This is a genomic window from Salegentibacter chungangensis (genome assembly GCF_042678405.1).
GTDB classification, from domain to species: Bacteria; Bacteroidota; Bacteroidia; order Flavobacteriales; family Flavobacteriaceae; genus Salegentibacter_A; species Salegentibacter_A chungangensis.
Window position 1 is genome coordinate 2,017,339 of sequence record NZ_JBHTLI010000001.1, and the last position, 24,688, is coordinate 2,042,026.

General features: G+C 41.1%; 24 protein-coding genes. 11 read left to right on the plus strand and 13 right to left on the minus strand.

The features are described from left to right. Positions 1-51: 51 nt before the first annotated feature. Positions 52-585 carry a DUF4251 domain-containing protein gene (locus ACFQ3Q_RS09180; RefSeq protein ID WP_380745044.1) on the minus strand — a complete coding sequence of 178 codons (534 nt, stop codon included), beginning with the start codon at positions 583-585 and terminating at the stop codon, positions 52-54. 145 nt (positions 586-730) lie between these two features. Between ACFQ3Q_RS09180 and ACFQ3Q_RS09185 the strand changes: the two genes are divergently transcribed. After that, positions 731-1,651 carry a cation diffusion facilitator family transporter gene (locus ACFQ3Q_RS09185; protein WP_380745046.1) on the plus strand — a complete coding sequence of 307 codons (921 nt, stop codon included), beginning with the start codon at positions 731-733 and terminating at the stop codon, positions 1,649-1,651. A 189-nt stretch (positions 1,652-1,840) separates the two neighbouring features. Then, a complete protein-coding gene (hpf, locus tag ACFQ3Q_RS09190; RefSeq protein ID WP_380745048.1) occupies positions 1,841-2,140 on the plus strand; it encodes a ribosome hibernation-promoting factor, HPF/YfiA family in 300 nt (99 codons plus the stop codon). Positions 2,141-2,230: 90 nt separating this feature from the next. On the opposite strand, the gene ACFQ3Q_RS09195 is transcribed toward hpf, so the two are convergent. Further along, positions 2,231-4,216 carry an aconitate hydratase gene (locus tag ACFQ3Q_RS09195; protein WP_380745050.1) on the minus strand — a complete coding sequence of 662 codons (1,986 nt, stop codon included), beginning with the start codon at positions 4,214-4,216 and terminating at the stop codon, positions 2,231-2,233. Between the two features lie 135 nt (positions 4,217-4,351). On the opposite strand from ACFQ3Q_RS09195, the gene ACFQ3Q_RS09200 reads away from it, so the two are divergent. Continuing rightward, the gene (locus ACFQ3Q_RS09200) at positions 4,352-4,921 is read left to right on the plus strand and encodes a hypothetical protein (RefSeq protein ID WP_380745052.1); all 570 of its coding nucleotides are present in this window, start codon (positions 4,352-4,354) and stop codon (positions 4,919-4,921) included. 128 nt (positions 4,922-5,049) lie between these two features. On the opposite strand, the gene ACFQ3Q_RS09205 is transcribed toward ACFQ3Q_RS09200, so the two are convergent. The 6 genes from ACFQ3Q_RS09205 to ACFQ3Q_RS09230 form a co-directional block, all read right to left on the minus strand. Further along, positions 5,050-5,766: an MBL fold metallo-hydrolase gene (locus tag ACFQ3Q_RS09205; RefSeq protein WP_380745054.1), complete on the minus strand. Its 717-nt coding sequence runs from the start codon at positions 5,764-5,766 to the stop codon at positions 5,050-5,052. Positions 5,767-5,925: 159 nt separating this feature from the next. Next, complete coding sequence (locus tag ACFQ3Q_RS09210) at positions 5,926-6,720, minus strand: SDR family oxidoreductase (RefSeq protein ID WP_380745056.1); 795 nt, start codon at positions 6,718-6,720, stop codon at positions 5,926-5,928. A 204-nt stretch (positions 6,721-6,924) separates the two neighbouring features. Further along, positions 6,925-7,620 (minus strand): OmpA family protein, encoded by a 696-nt coding sequence (locus tag ACFQ3Q_RS09215; protein WP_380745058.1) that lies wholly within the window; start codon positions 7,618-7,620, stop codon positions 6,925-6,927. Positions 7,621-7,631: 11 nt separating this feature from the next. Beyond that, a complete protein-coding gene (locus ACFQ3Q_RS09220; RefSeq protein ID WP_380745060.1) occupies positions 7,632-8,111 on the minus strand; it encodes a lipocalin in 480 nt (159 codons plus the stop codon). Positions 8,112-8,199: 88 nt separating this feature from the next. Beyond that, positions 8,200-8,361 carry a DUF1328 domain-containing protein gene (locus tag ACFQ3Q_RS09225; protein WP_380745062.1) on the minus strand — a complete coding sequence of 54 codons (162 nt, stop codon included), beginning with the start codon at positions 8,359-8,361 and terminating at the stop codon, positions 8,200-8,202. 129 nt (positions 8,362-8,490) lie between these two features. Beyond that, entirely contained in the window at positions 8,491-10,497 is a 2,007-nt protein-coding gene (locus ACFQ3Q_RS09230; protein WP_380745064.1) for an alpha-ketoacid dehydrogenase subunit alpha/beta, read from the minus strand. Positions 10,498-10,625: 128 nt separating this feature from the next. On the opposite strand from ACFQ3Q_RS09230, the gene ACFQ3Q_RS09235 reads away from it, so the two are divergent. From ACFQ3Q_RS09235 to ACFQ3Q_RS09260, 6 genes are all read left to right on the plus strand, one after another. Next, a complete protein-coding gene (locus ACFQ3Q_RS09235; protein ID WP_380745065.1) occupies positions 10,626-11,576 on the plus strand; it encodes an isopenicillin N synthase family dioxygenase in 951 nt (316 codons plus the stop codon). Between the two features lie 4 nt (positions 11,577-11,580). Further along, positions 11,581-11,937: a translation initiation factor gene (locus ACFQ3Q_RS09240; RefSeq protein WP_380745067.1), complete on the plus strand. Its 357-nt coding sequence runs from the start codon at positions 11,581-11,583 to the stop codon at positions 11,935-11,937. A gap of 31 nt (positions 11,938-11,968) precedes the next feature. Continuing rightward, complete coding sequence (locus tag ACFQ3Q_RS09245) at positions 11,969-12,901, plus strand: DUF1835 domain-containing protein (protein ID WP_380745069.1); 933 nt, start codon at positions 11,969-11,971, stop codon at positions 12,899-12,901. Position 12,902: 1 nt separating this feature from the next. Beyond that, positions 12,903-13,772: a nucleoside phosphorylase gene (locus tag ACFQ3Q_RS09250; RefSeq protein WP_380745071.1), complete on the plus strand. Its 870-nt coding sequence runs from the start codon at positions 12,903-12,905 to the stop codon at positions 13,770-13,772. A 71-nt stretch (positions 13,773-13,843) separates the two neighbouring features. Beyond that, positions 13,844-15,901, plus strand: coding sequence for a polyphosphate kinase 1 (gene ppk1 / locus ACFQ3Q_RS09255; protein ID WP_380745072.1), 2,058 nt, complete (start codon positions 13,844-13,846; stop codon positions 15,899-15,901). Then, positions 15,898-16,749 carry a substrate-binding domain-containing protein gene (locus tag ACFQ3Q_RS09260; RefSeq protein ID WP_380745074.1) on the plus strand — a complete coding sequence of 284 codons (852 nt, stop codon included), beginning with the start codon at positions 15,898-15,900 and terminating at the stop codon, positions 16,747-16,749. Before ppk1 ends, ACFQ3Q_RS09260 begins: the two co-directional genes overlap by 4 nt. 9 nt (positions 16,750-16,758) lie before the next feature. Here the strand turns inward: ACFQ3Q_RS09260 and ACFQ3Q_RS09265 are convergent, their stop codons facing one another. Further along, entirely contained in the window at positions 16,759-17,424 is a 666-nt protein-coding gene (locus ACFQ3Q_RS09265; protein WP_380745076.1) for a uracil-DNA glycosylase, read from the minus strand. 46 nt (positions 17,425-17,470) lie between these two features. Here ACFQ3Q_RS09265 and ACFQ3Q_RS09270 point away from each other — a divergent pair, with 46 nt between their 5' ends. Beyond that, positions 17,471-19,663 (plus strand): endonuclease MutS2, encoded by a 2,193-nt coding sequence (locus ACFQ3Q_RS09270; RefSeq protein WP_380745078.1) that lies wholly within the window; start codon positions 17,471-17,473, stop codon positions 19,661-19,663. Positions 19,664-19,665: 2 nt separating this feature from the next. Continuing rightward, positions 19,666-20,082, plus strand: coding sequence for a thiol-disulfide oxidoreductase DCC family protein (locus ACFQ3Q_RS09275; RefSeq protein WP_380745080.1), 417 nt, complete (start codon positions 19,666-19,668; stop codon positions 20,080-20,082). Here ACFQ3Q_RS09275 and ACFQ3Q_RS09280 read toward each other — a convergent pair. The 4 genes from ACFQ3Q_RS09280 to ACFQ3Q_RS09295 all read right to left on the minus strand — a co-directional run bounded on the left by ACFQ3Q_RS09280 (position 20,079) and on the right by ACFQ3Q_RS09295 (position 24,676). Further along, positions 20,079-21,413, minus strand: coding sequence for a dicarboxylate/amino acid:cation symporter (locus tag ACFQ3Q_RS09280; protein ID WP_380745081.1), 1,335 nt, complete (start codon positions 21,411-21,413; stop codon positions 20,079-20,081). The two genes, ACFQ3Q_RS09275 and ACFQ3Q_RS09280, sit on opposite strands and share 4 nt — an antisense overlap. A 19-nt stretch (positions 21,414-21,432) precedes the next feature. Further along, positions 21,433-22,497, minus strand: coding sequence for a chorismate synthase (gene aroC, locus ACFQ3Q_RS09285; RefSeq protein ID WP_380745083.1), 1,065 nt, complete (start codon positions 22,495-22,497; stop codon positions 21,433-21,435). A 187-nt stretch (positions 22,498-22,684) separates the two neighbouring features. After that, complete coding sequence (locus tag ACFQ3Q_RS09290; protein WP_380745085.1) at positions 22,685-23,053, minus strand: response regulator; 369 nt, start codon at positions 23,051-23,053, stop codon at positions 22,685-22,687. 6 nt (positions 23,054-23,059) lie between these two features. Next, positions 23,060-24,676 carry an ATP-binding protein gene (locus ACFQ3Q_RS09295; protein WP_380745087.1) on the minus strand — a complete coding sequence of 539 codons (1,617 nt, stop codon included), beginning with the start codon at positions 24,674-24,676 and terminating at the stop codon, positions 23,060-23,062. Between the last annotated feature and the right edge of the window lie 12 nt (positions 24,677-24,688).

Below are 24,688 nucleotides of genomic sequence, written 5' to 3' on the forward strand. Positions count from 1 at the left end.
AATATTTCTAAGCTACCTAGACCGGTGCTTTTGAATGCGCGTTTTAAATTATTAATGCTTCCCCTTCTGCTGTTTATTTTCCTCATCAGCGGTCAGCTCTTTCAGTTTACCCTGGTAAGATATCGCGCTTCGTTGTGAACTGGTTACCGAAGTTACAGTATTGCCATTAGAAAAAACTGTTATTTGGAAATCCAGGTTTTCGGTTCCTTTTTCAATTTCAAACTCCAGGACCATTTTATTCTTATCCTCATATCTGTCAATTTGAAAATTTCTTGCTTTACCTTCATATTTAATTCCGCCCTCATCGCCATAGTTGCTCACGGTGTGCCTTACTCCAAAATAAGGCAGGAAAATATCCACGCTGTCTTTCCTGAACCGTAGATAATTGGGGTTGCTGAAAAGATCTACCCTGTCTCCTCCCAGTGGCGAAGCCCATTGGTTTTCAATTTCATAGCGGTTATGTTCAATAACTTCCTCTAATTCACTATAACTTGTTATATCAGATTCCCCGGTGGTTTTAACGGTACCGCAAGATGTAATTATTAATATACCGGCAAGTATTATTGTTAACGAAAGACTTCTCATCTCGTAGATTTTAGTTAAACTGAAGTATCTTTTAGCTTAATCTACGACATTTTATGAGTCTGGAGTATTAAAATAATTCTAAATCCTGTATAGTTTTGGGGCTGTTATACCTAATTATTGTACTTTTCGATATAAAATATAATTTATGGCTGGAAGTTCTAAAATTGCTATTTACGGTGCAATTGGCGCAAATACATTAATAGCGATAAGTAAATTTACCGCTTCTTTTTTTACCGGAAGTTCCGCAATGCTAGCGGAAGGGATTCACTCTCTGGTAGATACAGGAAATGGGCTACTTCTTTTATTAGGTATAAAACGTTCTAAACAGGAGCCTGATGACCTGCATCCTTTCGGTTATGGTAAGGAAGTGTATTTCTGGAGTTTTGTTGTGAGCATTCTTATATTTGCACTCGGTGGTGGGTTTGCTATTTATGAAGGGGTTCATGCATTGCAGGACCCTCATGTTATTGAAGACCCAACCTGGAATTATGTGGTGTTATCTGCAGCCTTGGTCTTTGAAGGAATAGCGCTCTACCTGGCATTGAAAACCTTTAATAAGGCCCGGGAAAAATCGGGCAATATTATCACCAATATCGTTAAAAGTAAAGATGCTGCCACCTTTGCGGTGATTATTGAAGACACCGCTGCTGTAATAGGACTTGCCATTGCCTTACTTGGGGTATTCCTGTCTCAGCAACTTCAGAATCCTTATCTGGACGGTGCCGCATCTGTGCTAATTGGCATACTTCTTATCTCGGTGGCTACCTTTCTCGCACGGGAAAGTAAAGGCCTCCTGCTTGGCGAAAGCGCACGTCCCGAGGTCATTGCTTCAGTAGAAAATATTTTAAAGAAGAATATTAATGTGTCTGACTGGGCAGTACCACAAACTATGCATTTTGGACCGGATAGTATTCTTATGGTAATAGATGTAGATCTGGCAAATGAGCTTTCTCTGGACCAGGCTGAAAAAACTATGGAAAGCTTAAGGATAGAGATTAACCATAAACATCCCAAAATCACCCAGGTATTTATACAGAATCTTCAAAATATTGAACAACACCAGTAAAGCTGCAGGTTGATGTTTTAGTTTAAACCCCGCCCTTTTTATAGGAGCGAATTTACCGTGAAAGACAGGGGACCCCTTCCCTGCCGGATTCTTCTAAAAACAATCATAAATATTTCACAACAAAGCTATAATTAGCTTGGCTTAGTGTGCTGAAATATTTTTCTTGGTAACAATCAAAAATAGAATTTTATGGACGTAATATTTGAATTTGTGAAGTTAGAAAAAAGTGAAGCTTTGGAAGCTTTTACCCGAAAAAAACTGGAGAAACTGGAGAATAAGTATGATTTTGTAATAAAAGCAGATGTACACTTTAAAAAGGAAGATGCCCGTGATACCAATGCCTTTATGTGCAACATTAGGTTAAGTGTTCCCGGCCCGGAGGTATTTGCTGAATCCAGTGAGGATTCTTTTGAAGCAGCCGTTGCCAGAAGTGTAAAAGATCTTGAAAAACAACTGGAAAAGCGTAAAGCTAAAATGAGCACGCACTAATTCTAGTTCTGTTTAATGCAAAAAAGCCTTTACAATTTGTAAAGGCTTTTTATTTTCTAATAAAATATTCTGATTAGTTATAGTTATCACCTAATCACCTAACTCCTCTTGCTCAATTCTCTCTTTGAATTCGTTGATTATACCACCCTTCAACAGTATATTTATCTGTCTGTCACTCATACTATGACGGGTTTCAAAGGTGTGTTTTTCACCATTCTCTTTTCTAACGATGACTTTAATATTATTTCGGGCTTCAATGTCTTCTCTCAGGTTCTTGATGGTTACAATATCGCCCTGCTCTATCTTGTCATAGTCTTTAATGTCGATGAATTCCAAAGGTACGATCCCAAAATTAACAAGGTTCTGCCAGGCAATTCTTGCGTAAGAATTAGCGATAACAGCCATTTGTCCCAGATATTTTGGAGCAATAGCTGCATGCTCACGGCTTGATCCCTGTGCGTAGTTATCTTTAGCTACTACCACATGACCGCCATGTTCCGTTTTAGCCTTCATTGCCCTGTCATAAAATGACTCATCGATCACGGTGTAAGCAAATTTACTGATCTCCGGCAGGTTACTCCTAAACGGCAGTACTTCTGCTCCGGCTTTCAGGATCTCATCAGTAGAAATGTTATCTCCCATTTTTAGTAAAACAGGGATACTGTATTTTTCCTGTAGCGGCTCTATATATGGTAAGGATTTAATATTAGGTCCTTTTTCCAGCTTAACATCCGATCCATCTTCAGGGGGACCAACCAGCATATCTTCCTTAATAATATGGAGTTCCGGATATTTGAATTTGGGATACTTCATATCGTAGATCTTTTCCATATCCCTGGGGTCTGTGATCTTTCCGGTTAAAGCCGAAGCTGCAGCCGTTTCCGGACTACACAGATGTACCTGGTCGTCTTTTGTTCCGGACCTGTCGGGGAAGTTTCTAGGCATAGTCCTTAAACTTATTGTTCCCGAAGCCGGTGCCTGTCCCATACCAATACATCCCATACATCCGGATTGATGGAACCTGGCTCCTGCCTTAATAAGGTTGGCAAATGCACGATTATCTATCATATTCTGAATGATCTGTCTTGAGGTTGGGTTAACATCAAAAGAAACATCGTTGTTTACGGCTTTATCTTTTACAATCGCTCCTGCAACCCAAAAATCCCTCAGGCCGGGGTTTGCAGAAGAGCCTATAACTACCTGGCTGATTTTCTTTCCTTCCACTTCTCTTACAGGTACAACATTACCCGGGCTTGTAGGCAGTGCAATAAGAGGTACAAGTTCGTCAAGAACGATCTCATCATGAAGATCATACTCACAACCTTCGTCTGCAAGAATCTCCTGCCAGTCATCCTCCCTTTTTTGCGATTTCAGGAATCTTTTGGTTTCTTTATCACTGGGGAATACAGTGGTGGTCGCCCCAAGTTCGGCTCCCATATTTGCAATAACGTGGCGGTCCATAGCACTAAGGTGCTTTAACCCATCACCATAATATTCTATTATTTTGCCAACCCCGCCTTTAACATCGTGACGACGTAGCATCTCCAGAATCACATCTTTGGCACTCACCCAGTCTGGCAATTTCCCGGTAAGCTTTACTCCCATTACCTGTGGCATTTTAACGAAATAGGGCTGCCCTGCTATGGCGGCAGCTACATCCAACCCTCCTGTACCAATGGCAAGCATTCCTAAAGATCCTGCCGCACAGGAGTGACTATCAGAACCCACAAGGGTTTTACCTGGCTTACCAAATCGTTCCATATGTACCGGGTGACTTACACCATTACCGGGCCGGCTGTACCATAATCCGAATCTTTGTGCGGCCGATAAGAGAAATAAGTGGTCATCGGCATTTTTATAATCTGTCTGTAAGAGGTTATGGTCTACATACTGCACAGCAACTTCGGTTTGGGCTTTAGTAAGCCCCATCGCTTCCAGTTCCAGCTGTACAAGGGTACCGGTGGCATCCTGTAGTAAGGCTTGGTCTATCTTAAGGCCTATTTCAGTACCGGGTTTCATCTCCCCTTTTATTAAGTGTGATTTAATTAATTTCTGAGTGACATTTAATTTGGACATAGTTGGTTATTTTTAAGCTTTAAATTATCACATTTCGTAGGATTATTAGGTGCGTTTAACAATATCTTATACCTAAAACCCTTTCTAAAGCTTTAAATTAAACCACTTAACCGAATCCTTACTAATAATTTTGTAATGAACGTAATAGTAAAACGTGCAATCGTTGGAGGAGTAGTTTCTACCCTGGTAATGGGTACGGGAACCTTTATCCTTGGCGAGCTCTCTGGTTATCAGGCAAAAGAACTACTGGGCTCTTCCCTGTCTGGTATTAATATGTTATGTAACACCGTTATACTTGGTTCCTCAACTATTCTTGCGCTGATGCTTACCCTTATCAGTTTAAGCCGGGCAGCAAGTTCTACACTTAATAAGGAGCATTACCGTGATGTGTTGAAAATAGCCAAGTTTGACACTATTCTTATCATAGCTGCGATCATTACTTTTTTAATGCTGAACCTGCCAATTACCGAATCTGAAAGCGTCCCGAACAGCTGGTATAGTATTATTTACTATATAAGTCTGGGAATGGCTTCAGTTCTGGGTGGTGGTTTTGTGGCAGTTGTAACTATGCTTTATGGAACCATTGCGAATATAATCCTGATAGTTGGTCTTGGAGTTACTGACCATCCTCTTGTGCAGGAAAAAGATGAAATTGCCGAAGAAGAAGCAGAAAAAGAGGCTGAAAAGGAAATAACCTCTAAGTAAATTAAAGAGAGCCGCTTGAAAAATAAGCTTCGGCATCAACGGGAATTTGATTGAGGGATCAAATTGGAGAAGATGTGAAAACTATTCCTGAAGCAGCCCTTCTTTTTATTGGCAACAGCCTGTTATTTTTAACTCTTGCTAAGTCGGTTTATGATATCTACCTGATGCCCCTCTTCAATATTGAATCCCGGTTTTCCCTTTCTTGGAAAAAGGTAAGCGAATTCTTCTTTAAAAGCGCTCCAGCTTTCAGCAAGTCCAAAATCGTCATTTTGTCTTTTCATTTCTGGTCGGTCAAAGGTATTAAGGTCTGAGTCATAAGGAGATCCAACAGCATCTTCTCCGGTGAACAGCATTCCATCGTTTAATTCAGAGTAAACGAGTACAGATTCCCCTCCGTTCCCCGGAAGATCTATTACCTTAAGTCCGAATTCCTTCAGAACCGGGTCTTTGGCGGTAATATCCTTGGTTTTCGCCCTGTCCCTAAAGTTATTTCTCGGGTGGGCATAGATTGGAGCCCCACCGGCGTCTTCCGATAAGGTTTTAAGATCACCATATGCGTCTTTCATTACATCATCACAAGTTACAAGAATGCCTTTTATGTTATAACCATCTTTCACCAGTCTTTTTACAGCATCTTTTGTAGATTCTTCCACGACATCCAGTAACAGGATATCTCTTCTGTTGATGTGTCTTATGGCATAGCCCTGATTAAAGACTCCGTCTTTTTCCTTTCCTTTTATAATAAAGGTATCGGGAATTAACTTTAGAAATTTCCCGGTCTCTCCCTGCTCAATGAATTCAGCACTTTGGCTGTGGAGCACTTCCATCTTATCAACGGTCTTCATAATTATTCTAGGTTTTAAATTAGTAATTCCAAGATACAAATTCACCAAATCTCGAACAAAGTCATTTGGTTCTGTTTAACTGCCTTTTAGCAGATCATTAACGCAGTCCTGATTTTGTATTTTTTTAAACTGTGTGATTAAAAAAAGGGGGATTGGAGGTTATTTCAAATGTTCTCCTCCGTTCACGGGAATAATGCTTCCGGTGATCCAGCCTGCCTCGTCTTTACTTAAGAGATAGACCACATTTGCCACATCCTTTGGAACAGTGAGTCTCTTAAAAGGATTGCGTTTAAGTGCATGAACTCTAAGGGTTTCATTTTCAGGAATAAGCTGAAAGGACCTTGTAACAGTTACTCCGGCCTGGATACAATTCGCTCTGATTCCGTAAGGAGCCAGTTCTAAAGCCAGGCTACGGGTAATCGCTTCCATTGCCACCTTTGCAGCTGAGACCGCGGCATAATTTGCCCAGGCCTTCTTATTTCCTTCACTGGTGAACGATAGTATCCGTGCATCTTTTGAAAACAGTTCAGCCTTAAAAACAGCCTGGGTCCAGTCATAAAGACTCAATGCCATAGCGTCTATAGTAGATTGAAAGTCCTCGTTTTTCAATGTAGGCTCCTCACCTATTATAGGTTTAAGACTCGCTTTGGAAATACTGTGGACCATAGTTCTTATTTTTCCTCGGGTACCTAAAATTTGGGTGATATCCCTGATCAACTCTCCCCTGTTTTCTTTCTGAACGGCATCGGTATTGAAACTTTCCAGACGTACGCCAGCCTGTCTGATTTCATTAAATGATTCTTCTATTTCTGGAATTTCATTCCGCCTGTCCTGGTGGATCACAATAATATTCATCCCGTGTTTGGCCAGCTTTCTGGCTGAAGCATACCCCAGGCCACTGCTTCCGCCAAGTATAAGTGCCCAGTAATTTAAGTCTTTAAATTCTTGTTCCATACAGATTGGTTTAAGGGAAAAGAAAGCCGGGTTGGTTAATAATTCTACCTACAGGACTGTTCAGTTCTCGAAGATGTACCTTCCTAATTTACAAAAATATAGGTCAATAACCATTTTCTATATCAGTGAATCCTCATATTAAAGACATAAAAAAGTCCCGGCAAGACTGCCGGGACTTTTTAAAAATTTAAATGAATCTTATGCTTAATTTTCTTCTGTTGCTTTCTTAGCTTCTTCTTTAAGCTCCTCGTTGGCAACGATAGCAAGCTCAACTCTTCTGTTCTTAGCACGACCTTCTGCCGTACTATTATCATACTTCGGCTGGGCTTCTCCATACCATTTGGTATCAAACCTTCCTCCACTAAGTCCCTGACCTAGTAAGTAGTTAGTCACGGCCTGAGCCCTGTTCTTAGAAAGGGTCAGGTTATAGCTCTCGCTTCCTGTGCTGTCGGTATGGCCTTCAACAAGAATGTTTGAATTTGGGTATTCCTTGAAGATATCAGCCAGTTTATTCAGGGTTTCCTGGGATTTTGCATTAATGTTATACTTTTCTGTGTCAAAGTATACACCACTGCTTTCATCAAAGGTAACGTTAATCCCCTCGCCTACTCGCTCCACTTCAGCTCCCGGGATTTCTTCCTCAATCTTTTGGGCTTGTTTGTCCATTCGGTCGCCGATATATGCACCAGCGGCACCTCCTACAACTCCCCCTATAATTGCTCCAAGGGCGGTATTTCCGTCACCGGTATTGTTTCCAATAACACCACCAATCACGGCACCACCGGTAGATCCTATTACGGCACCTTTTTGTTTATTGTTGGCATTTTTCACCGCGTCACACCCAAATAGCATTCCGGCTGCGATCAATACGGCAAAGGTTCTGTTCATTATAGTCTTCATAGCTGTTAATTTTAAAGTTTAGAAAAATTCATTCTTATCACAAAAGGTTCGCCTTCCAGGCTTACTGTTTGTTCCCACACCATATTGTTATCGGTAAGGCTTTTTAGATTTAATCTGAATCCCTGGTTACCCGTGGTGGATTTATAATCTTCATTTGTTGGTTTTAGCAGAAAATCATACATGCCTTCGGGTGTATTCTCTTCATCTATGGACCAGATGAAGTAGCTGTTGCCACTGGAACAATCCATCCCCTGTACCTGATAGGTACCGCGATTATTATTGGAAATAAAGTTCCAGGTACTGTTCTCGAAGCAGGAAGCTGTTGCATCATTGAATAAAGTCACGTTAAACTGTCCCGTATTTTGGGGATAGGTTACGCTGGTTAACGTCCAGCTTCCGTCAAATGTTTTTCGCGCTTCTTTTGCTACTTTACTGGGGCCACAAGCAACTGCTAGAATTACAAGGGCGCTCAACATCAAAATTTTCTTCATAATTGGGTTTTATTTTAAATGGAAAATCCAATGTAACTCCTGGAAACAACCATTGTACCACATTGGATTTATTTTTGAATATTTAAAATTATCTTCTGAATAATCTACTGATAAGTGAAATTACCAACAATACGAGAAAGATGTAGAATATGATCTTTGCTATATCTGCAAATCCTTCAGCAAGGCCACCAAATCCGAAGATGGCAGCAACAAGGGCAATAATCAGGAAAATAACGATTAATCGTATCATAATATTAGTTTTAGTGATTAGTTAAAACTAAATTACAGTAGCTTTAAAGCTCAAACAAAAGATTATTAATACTTTAACAGTGATCCTGTTAAGGATTCTTAATTATATTAAGATAAAATCCCCTTCTTATTAATATTCTATTAATTCTCTAAGTTTGTCCCTTAATCGTTGTTTCGGAAGGAATTGTTTTTCCAGTGCGGCCGCGAAGGGAACAGGGGTATCCATACTTCCTACCCTGAATACCGGGGCATCCAGAAACTCAAAGCATTCCTCTGAGATAAGCGCCGATATCTCTGACGCAAGACTTCCAAATAGAGTGTCTTCCGTTAGAATAATGGCCTTACCTGTCTTTTTAACCGAATTGATGATCGTTTCCTTATCCAAAGGTTGTAAACTTCGAAGGTCAATCAAGTCAAAATCGGGTTTTTCAAATTCTTCCAAAGCTTCCAGTGCCCAGTGCACTCCTGCCCCATAGGTGATAATACTAACTTCGTTTCCTTCTTTAAGCAATGACGCTTCTCCAAAAGGCAGGGTATAGTAATCCTTAGGCACATCCTGCCTTATACTCCGGTATAGTGCTTTATGTTCGAAGAAAAGCACAGGATTAGGATCATTAAAAGCAGTATTTAAAAGTCCCTTTGCATCAAAAGGGAACGCCGGGTAGACCACTTTTAATCCGGGAACTTTCGTAAACCAGGCCTCGTTGGTCTGGCTGTGAAATGGCCCTGCTCCCACCCCGGCACCACAGGGCATTCTTATCACGACATCGGCATTCTGGTTCCAGCGGTAATTTACTTTTGCAAGATAGTTGACAATTGGGTTGAATCCGGAACTTACAAAATCTCCGAATTGCATCTCAACCATCGCCTTCATTCCGTTAATGGAAAGCCCCATCCCGGCACCGACAATGGCCGATTCGCAAATGGGAGTATTCCTTACGCGTTCAGTGCCAAACTCATCTGTAAATCCTTCGGTGATCTTGAAAACACCTCCATAATCTGCAATATCCTGCCCCATTAGAATGAGGTTGTCGTGTTTCCTCATAGACTCTCTGAGTCCCTGGGAAATAGCATCGATAAACCGAATATTTGTAGATTCTTCTTCGGATACAATTTCCTGATAAACAAACGGTTTGAATAAATCACTTGATTCGTTTGTTGAGTCTGAAGTGATCTCTGCTTCAGCAAAGGCCAGCTTTAAGTTTTCATCTATCTCGGCTTTTATTTCATTGGTGAAATTATCATCCGTTTCCTCTTTAAGAATTCCTTCATTTTCAAGGAAGCTTCTGAAATTCGAAATTGGATCTTTTTCTGCCCAGGTCTCCATTAAGTCGTCTGGAACATATTTTGTACCACTTGCCTCTTCGTGACCACGCATCCTGAAGGTTTTGAATTCAAGAAGTACGGGCCTCGGATTCTTTCTTATGCTTTCGGCAATTTCCGAAACCTTTGTAAAGACCTCGAGGATATTATTTCCATCTATAATATGGGCGTCCATTCCGTAACCCCGGCCTCTTTCAGCAAGATCTTTGCATCTGTACTGCTCCGATGTTGGTGTGGAAAGTCCGTAACCATTATTCTCTATACAGAATAGTACCGGAAGGTCCCAAACCGAAGCCACATTGAGTGCCTCGTGAAAATCTCCTTCGCTGGTCCCGCCTTCTCCGCTAAAAACCGCCGTAAGTTTCTTTTCATTTCTGAGCTTATGAGCCAGCGCAATCCCATCGGCAACGCCCAGTTGGGGGCCCAGGTGTGAAATCATCCCCACAATTTTATATTCTTGTGTCCCAAAGTGAAAGCTACGGTCTCTGCCTTTGGTAAAACCTGAAGCCTTACCCTGCCACTGTCCAAATAACCGGTGAAGGGGCACCTCTCTGCTCGTAAATACCCCAAGGTTTCTGTGCATAGGGAGAATATATTCATCATTCTCCAGCGCTTTGGTAACCCCAACCGATATAGCCTCCTGGCCTACCCCGCTAAACCATTTTGAGATCTTGCCCTGCCTTAAAAGAATGAGCATTTTCTCCTCTATGAGTCTGGGTTTCAACATAGATCGGTAAAGATCCAGAAGGGTGTCGTCATTTAGTCCGCTTCGGGAATAGTTAATTGAGGTGTTTGGGGAGGTTTGGGTCTTCATGATTTAAGCTTTGTTTACCAAATGTAGTTAAAATTCTATATGCTAAGAAAAATATAAACGCTCGGTGAAAAGCGTAAATTTATTTACCTTTGCGTGTTGATCTAAAATTAAATCCATCACTAATGGCTATGAATAACATACCCAGCGTTAATTTGGCCGATTTCCTATCGGAAGACCCAAAACGCAAGCAGAAATTTGTTGACGAAATAGGAAAGGCCTATGAAGAAATAGGGTTTGTTGCCCTAAAAAACCATTTCTTAAGCGATGAGCTGGTAGAGGAATTATACAAAGAAGTGAAAACATTTTTCGACCTTCCTTTAGAGGTTAAGAAAAAATATGAGATAGAAGGACTTGCCGGGCAGCGCGGGTACATCTCTTTCGGGAAAGAACACGCAAAAGGAAAAAAGGAAGGAGACCTTAAGGAATTCTGGCATTTTGGCCAGGAACCTGCCGAAGATGCGAACCTTACCGAAGAGTATCCGGAAAATGTACAGGTAGAAGAACTTAAGGACTTTAATCACGTAGGTATGGAAGCCTACAGGATGCTTGAAAAAACCGGAATTTATGTATTAAGAGCTCTTGCACTGTACATTGGCCTTGATGAAAATTACTTCGATCACTGGGCCAGCAACGGGAACAGTATTCTCAGGCCTATCCACTACCCCCCAATTACTGAAGAACCTAAAGGTGCGGTAAGAGCAGGTGCACACGGAGATATTAACCTGATCACCCTTCTTATGGGAGCTTCTACGGGAGGTTTACAGGTGCTTAGAAAAGACGGAGAATGGATAGATGCCATTCCTCAGGAAGATGAGCTTGTGATAAATGTTGGAGATATGCTGGAAAGGCATACCAATAACAAGCTGCGTTCAACCATTCACAGGGTTATTAACCCGCCTAAGGAAGAATGGGGTAAGCCAAGATATTCTATCCCTTTCTTTATGCACCCAAGAAGTGAAATGCCGCTTAATTGTCTTGAAGAATGTATAGATGAAGAGCACCCGAAACAATATGAAGATATTACGGCGGGCGAATTTCTTCACCAGCGCCTTGTAGAAATAGGACTGGCAAAAAAGTAAAATAATGGCTAAGAAGAAACTTGGACTAGAGGATCTTGGAGGTTTTGTGTTTTCTACCAACGATGAATTCGATGAAAGCGAATATGTTGAGGGTGAAGACAGTGAAACCCTTGCTCCCGAAGATCAGGAACTTGAAGCACATTTCAGCAATAAAGGTCGGGGTGGAAAAACCGTGACTATTATTAAAGGGTATCACGGGCCTGAAGAAGACCTGATAAGCCTTGGTAAAAAGCTGAAGAAAAAATGCGGGGTCGGTGGTTCTGTTAAGGATGGCGAGATCATCATACAGGGCGATGACCGCGAGAAAATAATGAAGCTTCTTCAAAAAGACGGCTATAAGGTAAAACGTGTCGGAGGTTAATCTCCCGGCACGTTTTTTATTTTTTCAATTTATGGAGAACAAGGCATTACATATTGTAAACGGTGACGATCTTGCCGGAAAAATGAAAGATCTTGATCTTTCTGGGCAAGTTATTGTTTGGCGGGAACTTTTATGTGAAGGCCCCTGTCTTCAGGAAGTTGGAAGTCGGGAGTTTATAAAGACAAGAAAAAAATTCCTGAAATGCACATATGGTATTTCTTCTGAAAATTATGAGGAGAAATTCGTTTCAGAATTAAGCAAACTTAAAAAAGCCGGGAATTATGACCATATAATCCTGTGGTTTGAATTCGACCTTTTTTGCCACATCAATATGCTCGCGGCTATCAGTTTTATTACTGAAAATAAATATGCTGTGCCAATGTACCTGGTGTGCAGTAAGAAATTACAGGATGAGGAGGAACTGCAGCCTCTTTCCCGTCTTTCCCAAAAACAGCTTTTAAATCATTTTGAAAATAAGATAAGCCTTAATACTGATGATATTGAGATGGCTAATCTTATCTGGGAGCTCTACTGCAGTAATAATCCTATGCAGCTGAAACAACAAATAAAAAAAACTTCTAATTTTGAATACCTGTCCAGTTCCATCAGGGCTCATATAGAAAGGTTCCCAAATAGTGTTACCGGTATAAACAGTCTGGAGCGCAACGTTCTCAAACTTATCGAAAAGCATAAGATCGCTTCTCAAAATCAGCTATTAGGTTATGCCCTTCAATACCAAGGGTATTATGGTTACAGTGATACCCAAATGCAGCGTTTGCTCGAAAAAATGAATGCTTTCTATGTACAGAAAGGAGACGTGGTAAGACTAACCGAAAAAGGTGAACAGGCTCTTGCCGGCACCAAAAATTTTTACAGAGAATTAAAGAATGATGATTACTTTGGAGGAGCCGCGATGTACGCCTTCCTGTATGATTCAGAATCCCACAGATTATTAAAATTATAAGATGAGTTTAGAATCTTCAGAACTGGTGCTTAATGCCGATGGCAGTGTGTACCACCTTAACCTGAAACCCGAACATTTAGCTGAAACAGTAATTACCGTAGGTGATCCCGGAAGAGTAGATAAAATTACCCGTTATTTTGACGAAGTTGAATTCAAGATCCAGAAAAGGGAGTTTCATACCCATACCGGTACTTACAAGGGAAAGAGGATTACGGTCATTTCTACGGGAATTGGTCCCGATAATATTGATATTGTACTTAATGAACTGGATGCGCTGGCCAATATAGATTTCGAGACCAGACAGATAAAAGATAAACTTACCAGCCTCGAAATTATAAGAATCGGGACTTCAGGTTCCATTCAGGAAGAGATTCCTGTAGATTCCATTCTTATGAGTGAGAACTCGGTTGGTTTTGACGGGGTGCTCCATTTTTATGACAGCAAGGATATTGATAATACGCGGTATGCCGATGCGCTTGCGGAACATATGAACTGGTATAACAAGAAATCTTATCCTTATGTGGTGAGTTGTGATGAAGATCTTGCTTCAAAATTCCATAAGCCGGAAGTCTTTAAGGGAACCACAGCTACCAATATAGGTTTTTACGGACCTCAGGGTCGCGCCCTTAGGCTACAGCTTCAGGATGAAAAAATGAATGATAAGCTCGGTTCCTTTGAATTTGAAGGAAAGAAGATCACCAATCTCGAAATGGAAACTTCGGCCATTTATGCTTTGAGTAAATTACTGGGGCATAAAGCGCTTTCGATGAACATAATTCTGGCCAACAGGCCTTCAGGAAAATTCGCTTCAGCACCGGGGAAGTCCGTAGAAAAGCTGATCCAGTTTTGTCTGGATCGCCTTGCTGAATAGGGCTTTATTTAACAGAATATTAAAAGCATAACTTGGGCTTATTTGTATTTTTGAGGAAACGAGCATAACCAATGCAGCAACCTACCGAACAACACTTAAGGCACCGCGACCTTAACTGGTTAAGTTTCAACGAAAGGGTTTTACAAGAAGCAGAAGACAGGGAGAATAATCCGCTTTATGAGCGGATAAAATTCCTTGCTATATTTTCCTCGAATTTAGATGAGTATTTCAGGGTCAGGGTTTCCCAACTCAGGCAGATGAAACGGGTGGAGAAAAGCATCAGGAAAAAACTTGCGCTTCGTCCAAATCGTCTAACCAAGCAGATTATTGAAGAGGTAAAACTTCAGCAGGATAAATTCGGTCAAATCTACCACGACCAGATCGTGCCGGAACTTGCCGAAAATGATATTCTTATAATAGATTCAGATCATTTTAATAAGTCTCAGCAGGAATTTGTTACAAAATATTTTAAAGAAAATGTACAACAAAACCTTAATGCTTCTTTTCTAGATCTAAGGAAAGAAAATGAACTTTTCCTGGAGAATTCTGTGCTCTACCTGCTCGTCACTTTTGCAGATGAGAATCATATTGGAGTGGTGAATATTCCGGTTGAAAACTGCGGCAGGTTTGTAATGCTTGAAGGTGACGGAGAGCCAAATTCCATCACATACCTGGATGAGATCGTAAGAAGTGAATTGCACCATTTATTTCCCCAGAACAGTATTAAGGGCATTTTTGAGGTCAAACTATCCAGAGATGCTGAACTTTATATCGATGATGTTTATAATGGAGTGCTGGCTGAAAAGATCTATGATTCCTTAAAACAAAGAACCGATGGGCAGCCAACCAGGTTATTGTATGATGCACATATGCCAAAAGAGGTTCAGAAAAGGGTGAGGAAACTCCTGAACCTTGGAAAAATAGATATGATGCCCGGCGGGAAGTATCATAATTTTAAAGATTTCTTTGCCTTCCCCGACCCAACAAACAATCCGAAGCTACATTTTGAAGAGCTGCCCCCCGTAAAACACCGAATCCTTGAAAACTCTAAGGATTATTTCGCAACCATAGCAGAGAAAGATCAGTCTGTTCATTTTCCCTATATGTCTTTCGGTTATGTAGAGAATTTTATTGAACAGGCCGCAAATGACGACCAGGTGACCGAGATAAAAATCTCTCTCTATAGAGTTGCTGATGAGTCAAGACTCACCACGTCCTTATTAAAGGCCCTTGATAAAGGAAAAGAGGTGACAGTTTTTGTTGAGGCCAAAGCCAGGTTCGATGAAGAAAACAACATTATCTGGGGGCGTAAATTTGAAAAAAGGGGTGCAAATGTGATCTATAGTTATCCCAAGGTTAAAGTGCACTCCAAAATTATGCTTGTTACCCGAAAGGAGAATGATGATTATGTGAACTACGCCTATATCGGCACAGGTAACTTTAACAGTGAAACCTCTAAAATCTATTGTGATCACGCCATTTTTACCGCGAATAAGGATATTACTAAAGAAATGAGGCGCTTGTTTAAGGTGCTTGAAGGCGAACTGATAATTCCCAGGGAAAAGAACCTCTTAATCTCGCCTTTTTCGACCCGGCAAAAATTCAATAAATTCATATATAATGAGATTGAGAATGCCAGAGCCGGAAAGAAAGCTAAAATAACGGCCAAGATGAATAGTCTTGAAGACCCGGAGATGATAGAGCTTCTTTATTCTGCAAGCCAGGCTGGGGTTGAAATCAGGATGCTTATTCGGGGATTTACGAGTCTTATTCCGGGAGTTCCAGGTCTAAGCGAAAATATTTATGTGACCAGTGTTGTGGACAGGTTTCTGGAACACGGCCGGATCTATATATTTGAGAATGGCGGAGACGAGAAGATATTTTACGGAAGTGCCGACTGGATGAGCAGGAATCTGGACAGAAGAATAGAAGTGATCTCCCCTATTTACGACAAGGATATTGCTAAAGAATTCAAGGAGATCCTGAATATACAGCTTAACGACAATGTAAAAGCACGCATCCAGGATGCTTCTGAAAGCAATAAATATGTTGAGCGCAAATCATCTGAAAAGCGGATCAGGTCTCAATATGAGATCTACGAATATCTAAAAGAAAAACATTCTGTATGAAAACGATAAGAGTTGGCGGAGTACCGGAACATTTTAATCTTCCCTGGCATATGTGTATTGAGGAAAACGACTTCAATGATGCTGATGTGAATGTAATCTGGAAAGATTTTCCAGATGGCACCGGAGCGATGACCAGGTCCCTTAGGGAGAATGAAATAGACGCTGCTGTAATTCTGACCGAAGGCATCACCAAGGATATTATTGCCGGGAACAAATCTAAAATTGTGCAGGTTTATATAGGATCACCACTTATATGGGGTATTCACGTTGCAGCAGATTCCCCTTATAAATCTATAGAAGAGCTTGAAGGGACCAAGGCTGCGATCAGCCGGGAAGGTTCAGGCTCTCAGTTAATGGCCTATGTAAACGCCCAAAATCAGGGTTGGGACCGCGATAAGCTCAAGTTCGAAATCGTAAAGGATATGTATGGAGCTGTAGCTGCACTCAAGCAGGATAAAGCCCAGTACTTTATGTGGGAGCATTTCACTACCAAACCTTTAGTAGATAATCATACCTTTCGCCTGGTAGCCGATTGCCCTACCCCCTGGCCTTGTTTTGTAATAGCGGTACGGGAAGAAGTCCTTAAATATAATCCGTCCAGGGTGAAGAAAATGCTGGAAGTGCTTAATAATAAGACTAAAAACTTCAAGGAGATTCCCCAGATAGCAGAGAAACTTGCCGACAGGTATGAGCAAAAGCTTGAAGATATTAAGAATTGGCTGGAGATAACCAACTGGAGTCAGGAGCAAATAAGCACCCAGGAGCTTGATAAAGTACAGGAGAAATTAAAGGAACTGAACTTAATTCATAAAAAAGTAGATTCTTCAAAGTTAATTCACAAGCTGTAGAATATTCTTTTACCAGTTTATAGGCTCTTTTCCGTGCTTACTAAGATATTCATTGGTTTTGCTGAAATGCTTATTACCGAACCAATATCCCCTGTTTGCGCTTAATGGAGAAGGATGGCCACTGGTCAAGATCAGATGCTTTGAGCTGTCTATCTTTTTGGCCTTTTTTTTGGCATAACCGCCCCAAAGCAAGAAGACAACATTTTCCTTTTTTTCGGAAATGATCTCTATGACCCTGTCGGTAAAATGCTCCCAGCCTTTCTTCTGATGAGAACCTGCCTGATGCGCTCTTACCGTTAACGTTGCATTCAGCAAAAGAACTCCCTGTTTCGCCCAGCGTTCAAGATTTCCGGAATTAGGAACAGGTTTCCCAATGTCTTCTCTTATTTCCCTGAAAATATTAACGAGCGATGGCGGGACAGCAATACCATCATTTACAGAAAAGCAGAGTCCGTGTGCCTGGCCCGGTCCGTGGTAAGGGTCCTGGCCTAAGATCACGACCTTGGTGTCCTCAAAGGAACTGTATTCAAAAGCTGCAAATATATCGTCTCCCTTCGGAAAACAGGTGTGATAACTATATTCATTCTTTACAAAGTCCACCAGGTCTTTAAAGTATTCCTTACCGAATTCAAGCTTCAGTTCTTTTTTCCAGCTTGGGTGTATTTCTACCTTCATTATATTAAGTAAATTTGCAGCACCTCAAAAGTAGGCAAAAATTACTATGATTAAAATTGCAGATAAAAGCCTTGTCGACCTTGAATTCCCTGTTGTGCGCGAACAAATAAGCGAGCTGTGCGTTACGGGTATCGGAAAGGAAAAGGCCCTAAAAATAAAACCTTATCCTTCTTATAAAAAGACCTTTTTCGGGCTTCACCAGACCAATGAGTATTTGAGTTCCAAAACGCAGGAACAGCCTATTCCCAATCACGGTTTCGACAATATTCAGAATGAACTTAAAATGCTGAATATTGAAGACACTATTCTTGAGGTTTCGGGTTTCAGAAGGATCGCTCTTTTATCAGAAACCGTAAATACACAGATCAAATATTTCGAGAAATTCAGGGAAATATATCCCACTTTACACGAGACCTGTTCCAGGGTAGAATATACTACCGAGATAACAGAGAAGATCGGCGAGGTGATAGACAGGTTCGGGGAATTAAAAGATGATGCCTCTCCCCTTCTGCAAAGCCTTAGAAGGTCTATTAACCTTGTAAAGGGTAAGATCAATTCAAGTTTCAATACTGCCCTCACCAGCTACCATAATTACGGTTATCTTGATGAGATTCGCGAAAGTGTCGTGGAAAATGTGCGCGTACTGGCTGTTAAAGCTATGCACAGGCGTAAGGTGAAAGGCGGTATCCTGGGGAATTCAAAAACCGGAAGTATCGTTTATATTCAGCCGGAATCTACCTTTCAATACACCCGCGAGCTGAATAACCTTGAATATGAAGAAAAAGAAGAAATAAAGCGTATCCTGAAAGAGCTCACTTCGTTTATAAGACCTTACAGGGAATTGCTTGCCGATTACCAGGAGCTGTTAAGCGATATAGACGTGATCGCGGCAAAGTCGAAATACGCCGAAAAGATAAATGGTTTACTACCCAAAATCACCAGTGAAAAAGAGATTCAGCTAAAAGAGGCTTATCACCCACTTTTATTTCTTACCAACCAGAAGCAGGGAAAGAAAACCTATCCCCAAAGCATCGAATTAAGTCACGATAACCGCATTATTGTGATCTCCGGGCCTAATGCCGGAGGTAAAAGCATCACGCTTAAAACCGTAGGCTTGTTGCAAATAATGCTTCAGAGCGGGATTCTTATCCCCGTACACGAATACAGCAGGATGTGCTTTTTCGATAAAGTGCTCACCGATATCGGGGATAATCAGTCCATAGAAAATCATCTCAGTACGTATAGCTACAGACTGAAGAATATGAATTATTTCCTCAGGAAATGTGATGACCGCACTCTTTTCCTTATAGATGAATTCGGTACCGGTAGTGATCCTGAACTGGGTGGGGCTCTTGCAGAGACCTTCCTGGAAGTATTTTATGAAAAGGAATCTTTCGGCATACTCACCACACATTACGCTAACCTCAAGAAACTGGCGAATGAGCTGCCTGAGATGAGCAATGCGAATATGCTTTTTGATTCCCAAAGCCTGGAACCCTTGTTTAAACTTCGGGTTGGGGAAGCCGGTAGTTCCTTTACCTTTGAAGTTGCTCAGAAGAACGGAATTCCATACAGTCTTATAAACCGTTCTAAGAAGAAGGTAGAGCGCGGTAAGATCAGGTTTGACAGAAGTATCGCTAAATTACAGAAGGAGCGTTCTAAACTTCAGAAAACAACAGATTCCCTAAAGGACAAAGAGATAAAAGCTGCCAAACAAAAAGATAAGCTGGAAGAGACCAATTCCAGGATCCAGCAAAAACTGGAAAGCTATCAGGAAATGTACGACTCCAATCAAAGGCTTATCTATATTGGGCAAAAGATCAATGATATCAGTGAGAAATATTTTCAGAATAAGAAGAAAAAAGAACTTATAGGGGAGTTTCTTAAACTGGTTGAGATCGAAAACTCCAAGCGTAAGAAGCAGTCTGCGAAACAACGGAAAGCTGAAAAAGCCAAAGAACAGAAGCTACAGAAAGAAGTTGAGAAAAAGGTGGAAGTGATCCGAAAGAAGAAAAAGGAAGAAAAGAAAAAGGAGCAGGAAGCTGAAAAACGCGAAGCTGCCAAACCAAAGGCAAAACTAAATATAGGGGATCGCGTAAGGCTTCAGGACAGTAAATCTGTAGGGACGCTGGATAATATCGAAAAAGGAAAAGCTATCGTAAACTACGGAATGTTCACAACTTCAGTATCTTTAGATCAGCTTGAACTTGTCCAGGCGATGAAAAAAGACAAAAAATAGGTATGAATGAGATTCCTGATAATAAAAAGATCGTATTATTCGACGGTGTTTGCAATTTATGCAACGGGGCTGTCAACTTTATTATAAAACATGATAAAGAGGATGTTTTCAGGTTTGCTTCGCTTCAAAGTGAGATCGGTCAGAAACTGGTCGCAGAAAGAGGAATAAACCCGGAAATAATGGATTCTATTATCCTGATCGAACCTGGTGTAGCTTATTATAAAAAATCTACAGCCGCCCTCGAAATCTCAAGAAATCTGTCGGGCGGGTATTCTTTATTAAAGAACTTATTGATCTTGCCGGAAGGTTTCAGGGATCTTGTTTATGACCTTATTGCGAACAACCGCTATAAATGGTTTGGTAAAAAAGAAAGTTGTATGATCCCTACCCCTGAACTTCAGGCGAAGTTCCTGGATTAAACATTTTCTGTTTCAGAAACAGTTTCCGATTCCGGATGGTAATCATCATCCCATTCTTTTACGTTTGGAGGCCCCATCATATCTACAGATTTAGCGACCATTAAGGATACAGCGGCATCACCCGTAACATTTACGGTAGTACGGCACATATCCAGCGGGCGGTCTACGGCAAAGATCAATGCAAGACCTGCTTCAGGAATTCCAGCCTGCGCAAGTACGATTACCAGCATAACCATTCCGGCTCCCGGTACAGCTGCAGAACCTATAGACGCAAGGGTTGCTGTAGCAATAATTCCCATTTGCGCTCCAAGACTAAGGTCGATCCCAAAAGCCTGAGCAATAAACACCGCAGCAACCGCCTGATAAAGGCTGGTTCCATCCATATTGATAGTTGCTCCAATTGGAAGCACAAAACTGGTAACCTCTTTGTGAACCCCCATATGCTCCTCTACCCTTTCCATAGTAACAGGAAGTGTGGCAGCACTGGAGCTTGTTGAAAATGCAAGCAATTGAGCCGGTGCTATCCCGTTTATGAAAAATGAAGGCTTGTTCTTGGTAAAGATCCAAACCAGTAAAATATAAACCCCTATCATTAATGCCAGCCCTGCGAGAACTGTTAGCGCATACATAGCCAGGGCAGCGAATAGATCGGCACTTGGGGACTCTACCACCAGAGCGGCAAGCAGAGCAAATACACCATAGGGCGCAGCCAGCATAATCATATCGATAAGTTTGAGGATCACTTCATTGAAGCCATCAAAAAAGTCCTTTACAGGCTTAGCCGTCTTTTCAGGGATCAGGATCAAACCTATTCCGAAGAAAATAGCGAAGAAGATAACCTGCAACATATTCCCGTTGTCGCTGGCAGCTGAAAAAATATTGCTTGGCACCAGGTCTTCCAGGGCCTGTAAAGGTCCGGCTTCCCTTTGTTTATCGGCATTGGCCTTTACCCCGGTTGCATCTCCTTCATAGCTTGCTATAAGGTCTTCACGGGTTTCCTGGGAAATACTGCCTCCGGGTTGTACCAGGTTAACAATACCCAGGCCTATTGAGACTGCAATTACCGTTGTAATAATATAGGTTGCGATGGTACGCACTCCCATCTTGGACAATTTGGAAATATCCTTAAGATCTGATATTCCTTTGATCAAAGAAGCTAAAATAAGAGGCACTGCAATAAGTTTAAGGGCATTTATAAAGATATTTCCGAAAGGTTTCACCCAGTCGCTAACAAAATCTGGTCCCCAGCTAAAATTAGTAAGGATTAGAGCAAATACAACTCCGGCAACCATTCCTAATAAGATCTGCCAATGCAGTGCAAGTTTTTTCATATCGGTTCTTTGTTCTGGTTTATATTTTTGAGGTTTTATTCTGAAGCATAAAATCGGCAATTACCAGTGCGGCCATAGCTTCTACAATGGGCACTGCTCTCGGGACAACACACGGGTCGTGACGACCTTTCCCCCGCATTTCAACAGTTTCGCCTTTAGAGTTTATGGTCTGTTGTTTCTGCATAATTGTGGCAACAGGCTTAAAGGCTACATTGAAGTAGATATCCATTCCGTTTGATATACCGCCCTGAATACCGCCGCTTAAGTTGGTCTTTGTTGTGCCGTCTTCATTAAAAAGGTCGTTATGCACGCTTCCTTTCATCCTGGTTCCTTCAAATCCGCTTCCGTATTCAAAACCCTTAACGGCGTTTATAGAGAGCATGGCTTTTCCCAATTCGGCATGCAATTTATCAAAAACAGGTTCTCCGAGACCTTTGGGAACATTTCTTATCACACATCTCACGGTTCCTCCTACTGTGTCTCCCTGTGACCGGATCTCCTTAATGTAAGCTTCCATTTCTTCAGCAGTCGCTTTATCAGGGCATCGAACAGCATTAGATTCGATCAGGCTGAAATCGAGTTCCTCGTTCGGTTTGTCAAGTGCGATCTCACCAACAGATGCGGTAAAGGCATTGAACTCAATGTTCTTTAGCAATTGCTTGGCAAGTGCTCCGGCAACTACCCTGCAAGCCGTTTCGCGGGCCGAAGACCTTCCTCCTCCCCTGTAATCACGAACACCGTATTTTTCATCATAGGTGTAATCGGCGTGAGAAGGACGGTAAGTATCCTTTATATGCGAATAATCTTTAGATTTCTGATTGGCATTCTGAATAATGAAACCAATGGGAGTGCCGGTGGTTCTTCCCTCAAATACTCCGGAAAGGAATTCTACAGTATCCGGTTCTTTTCTTTGAGTGACAATGGCAGATTGTCCGGGCTTTCGCCTGTTAAGTTCATTTTGGATCTTATCCAGATCTACATCAAGCCCCGCAGGACACCCATCTATGATCCCTCCTATTGCTTTTCCGTGCGATTCGCCGAAAGTAGTGAGTTTAAAAAGTTTTCCGAAGGAATTGCCTGCCATTTCAATGATTTTGAACAAATGTAATTTTTTAAGGCAATATTTGAAAATGTAATCTCAAATAATATCGGGCTAATATTCCGAAGGGATTTTCGGAAATTCTTAGGAATATTTCAAAAACTTCCTGAGCTATCTTTAAATTAAATGTATAATTAAAATGTGATCTTTAAGTAACCAAGACCCCGGACTCTTAAATATTACGTTCTTTAAGTACCTTATCGGTTTTAGTGAGCAGCGCATCCATATCAAAAGGTTTTGATATAAAATCTACGGCACCGGCCTCCTTGCAGATAGCTTCAATATTATGAAGTGCAGACATCATTACTACCGGGACATCCTTTACCTGTTCGTCTTTTTTAAGTTCTATACAAACATCAGTGCCATCAACCCCGGAGATCAGTTTATCTAAAAGTATCAATTCTATATTATGCTCGAGGATCCTCGCTTTTGTCTCCAGAGGATTCTGGCAATAGACCACTTCGTGATCCTTGAATTCAAGGATATCCTTCAACATAGTTCCTATTGAAACATCATCATCCACTATTAAGATTCGTGCCATTTATTTTTAATTTAAAGGTAGTGTAAAGGTGAATTCAGATCCTTCTCCCTCTTTACTGTCCACACTTATTTCACCGTTATGCCGCTTAATGATCTGGCTGGAAAGATACAGCCCAATTCCAAAACCTGCATAGGTGTTTTTATTTTTTCCTTCTACTCTGTAAAATCTTCTGAAGATCTTCTTTAGGTCTTTCTCCGGAATACCTATTCCGTTATCTTTTACACTAACCGAAACAAGGTCTGAAGACTTCTCATTGATAAAGATATCTACTTTCTTACCACTTGAAGAATATTTGATCGCATTCGTGATAAAGTTTATTAAAACCTGTCCAACCCTGTCCTTATCGGCATTTATATCACATATAAAATTGTGGTCTATATCGATATTAACTTCTTTATAGGTATACCCTATATCCTCCTTAACGTTTTCCACCAGTTCATTCAAACTGAACTTCTCTTTTTGAAGTTCCAGTTCATTCTGTTCTATGCGGGAAAGATCCAGCATTTCAGAGATCAGCCTTATAAGCCGGTCTATCTGGTCTTCCATTCTGTTGAAATAGGTTTTCAGCGGAAGCGTACTTTTATCCTTGGTCTCCGGTTGTTCCATCATAGACTGCAACAACTGCACATAACCTTTAATTGAGGTCACCGGAGTCTTTAATTCGTGACTAACAAGTTTTAAGAAGGCTTCTTTCCTGTATTCTTCCTCTTTTATTTCCTGAATTTCGGTACTTGAGCTTACCCAAAGAGTAATATTGCCTGAAGTATCTTTTACGGCTTTGGCCCTGCAAAGGTGCCATTTGTATTTTCCGTTCTTATCGAGTAGGCGTAATTCCTTTTCGAAATTCTCTCCGGTTTGTTTGGTTTTATTTACAGCGGCAAAAACCTTCTCCTTATCTTCAGGATGAATCAAGGACATCCAGCTTTTTTCTATTAGTTTATCCTGGTCTAATCCTGAGAAATCCATCCAGGCTTTATTATAGTAAAAAGGGGTGCTTTCAGCTTTTCCTACGGTTATTTTATGCGGAAGGAAATCGGAGATCTGGCGATAGCGCTTTTCACTTTCCTGAATTTTCTTATGAAATTCAGCCTGGGGGCTTACTTCATTGGCTATTACTGCCACCCCTTCTATCTCCCCGCTTTTATTATACTGAGGCTGATATACAAAATTGAAATTTACGAAGTCCTTTTTTCCTTCCTTAATGGAATATGCAGGAATTTCGTACCTATGCTCTGCTTTGCCTGTTTTGTAGACTTTCTGAAGAAGATCTACAAAGCCTTGCTCCCTGGCTTCCGGATGGGCTTCTGCCAAAGGCCTTCCAATTATACTTTTATCTTTACCCCAAAAGTCCAGGACCGCCTGGTTTGCGATCTCCACAACAAAATCTTCTCCTTTTAATAATGTGATAAGTGATGGGGAAGAATATATAAGTTCTCGTAATCGGTGTGTTTCCTCGTTAAGCCGCTCTTCATTCGGAGAATTGCAAATATTAAAGTCTTTTTCAATTCTTTTCCCTGAATCCTGTAATTTATTTTCAGCAGCGGCTAATTGCCTTTCAAGTTCAAGTATACGTAAATCTTTTTCATCTATAGATTCCTTGGGAAACTCATCGTCTGTGTTCATTGAATAACCTTG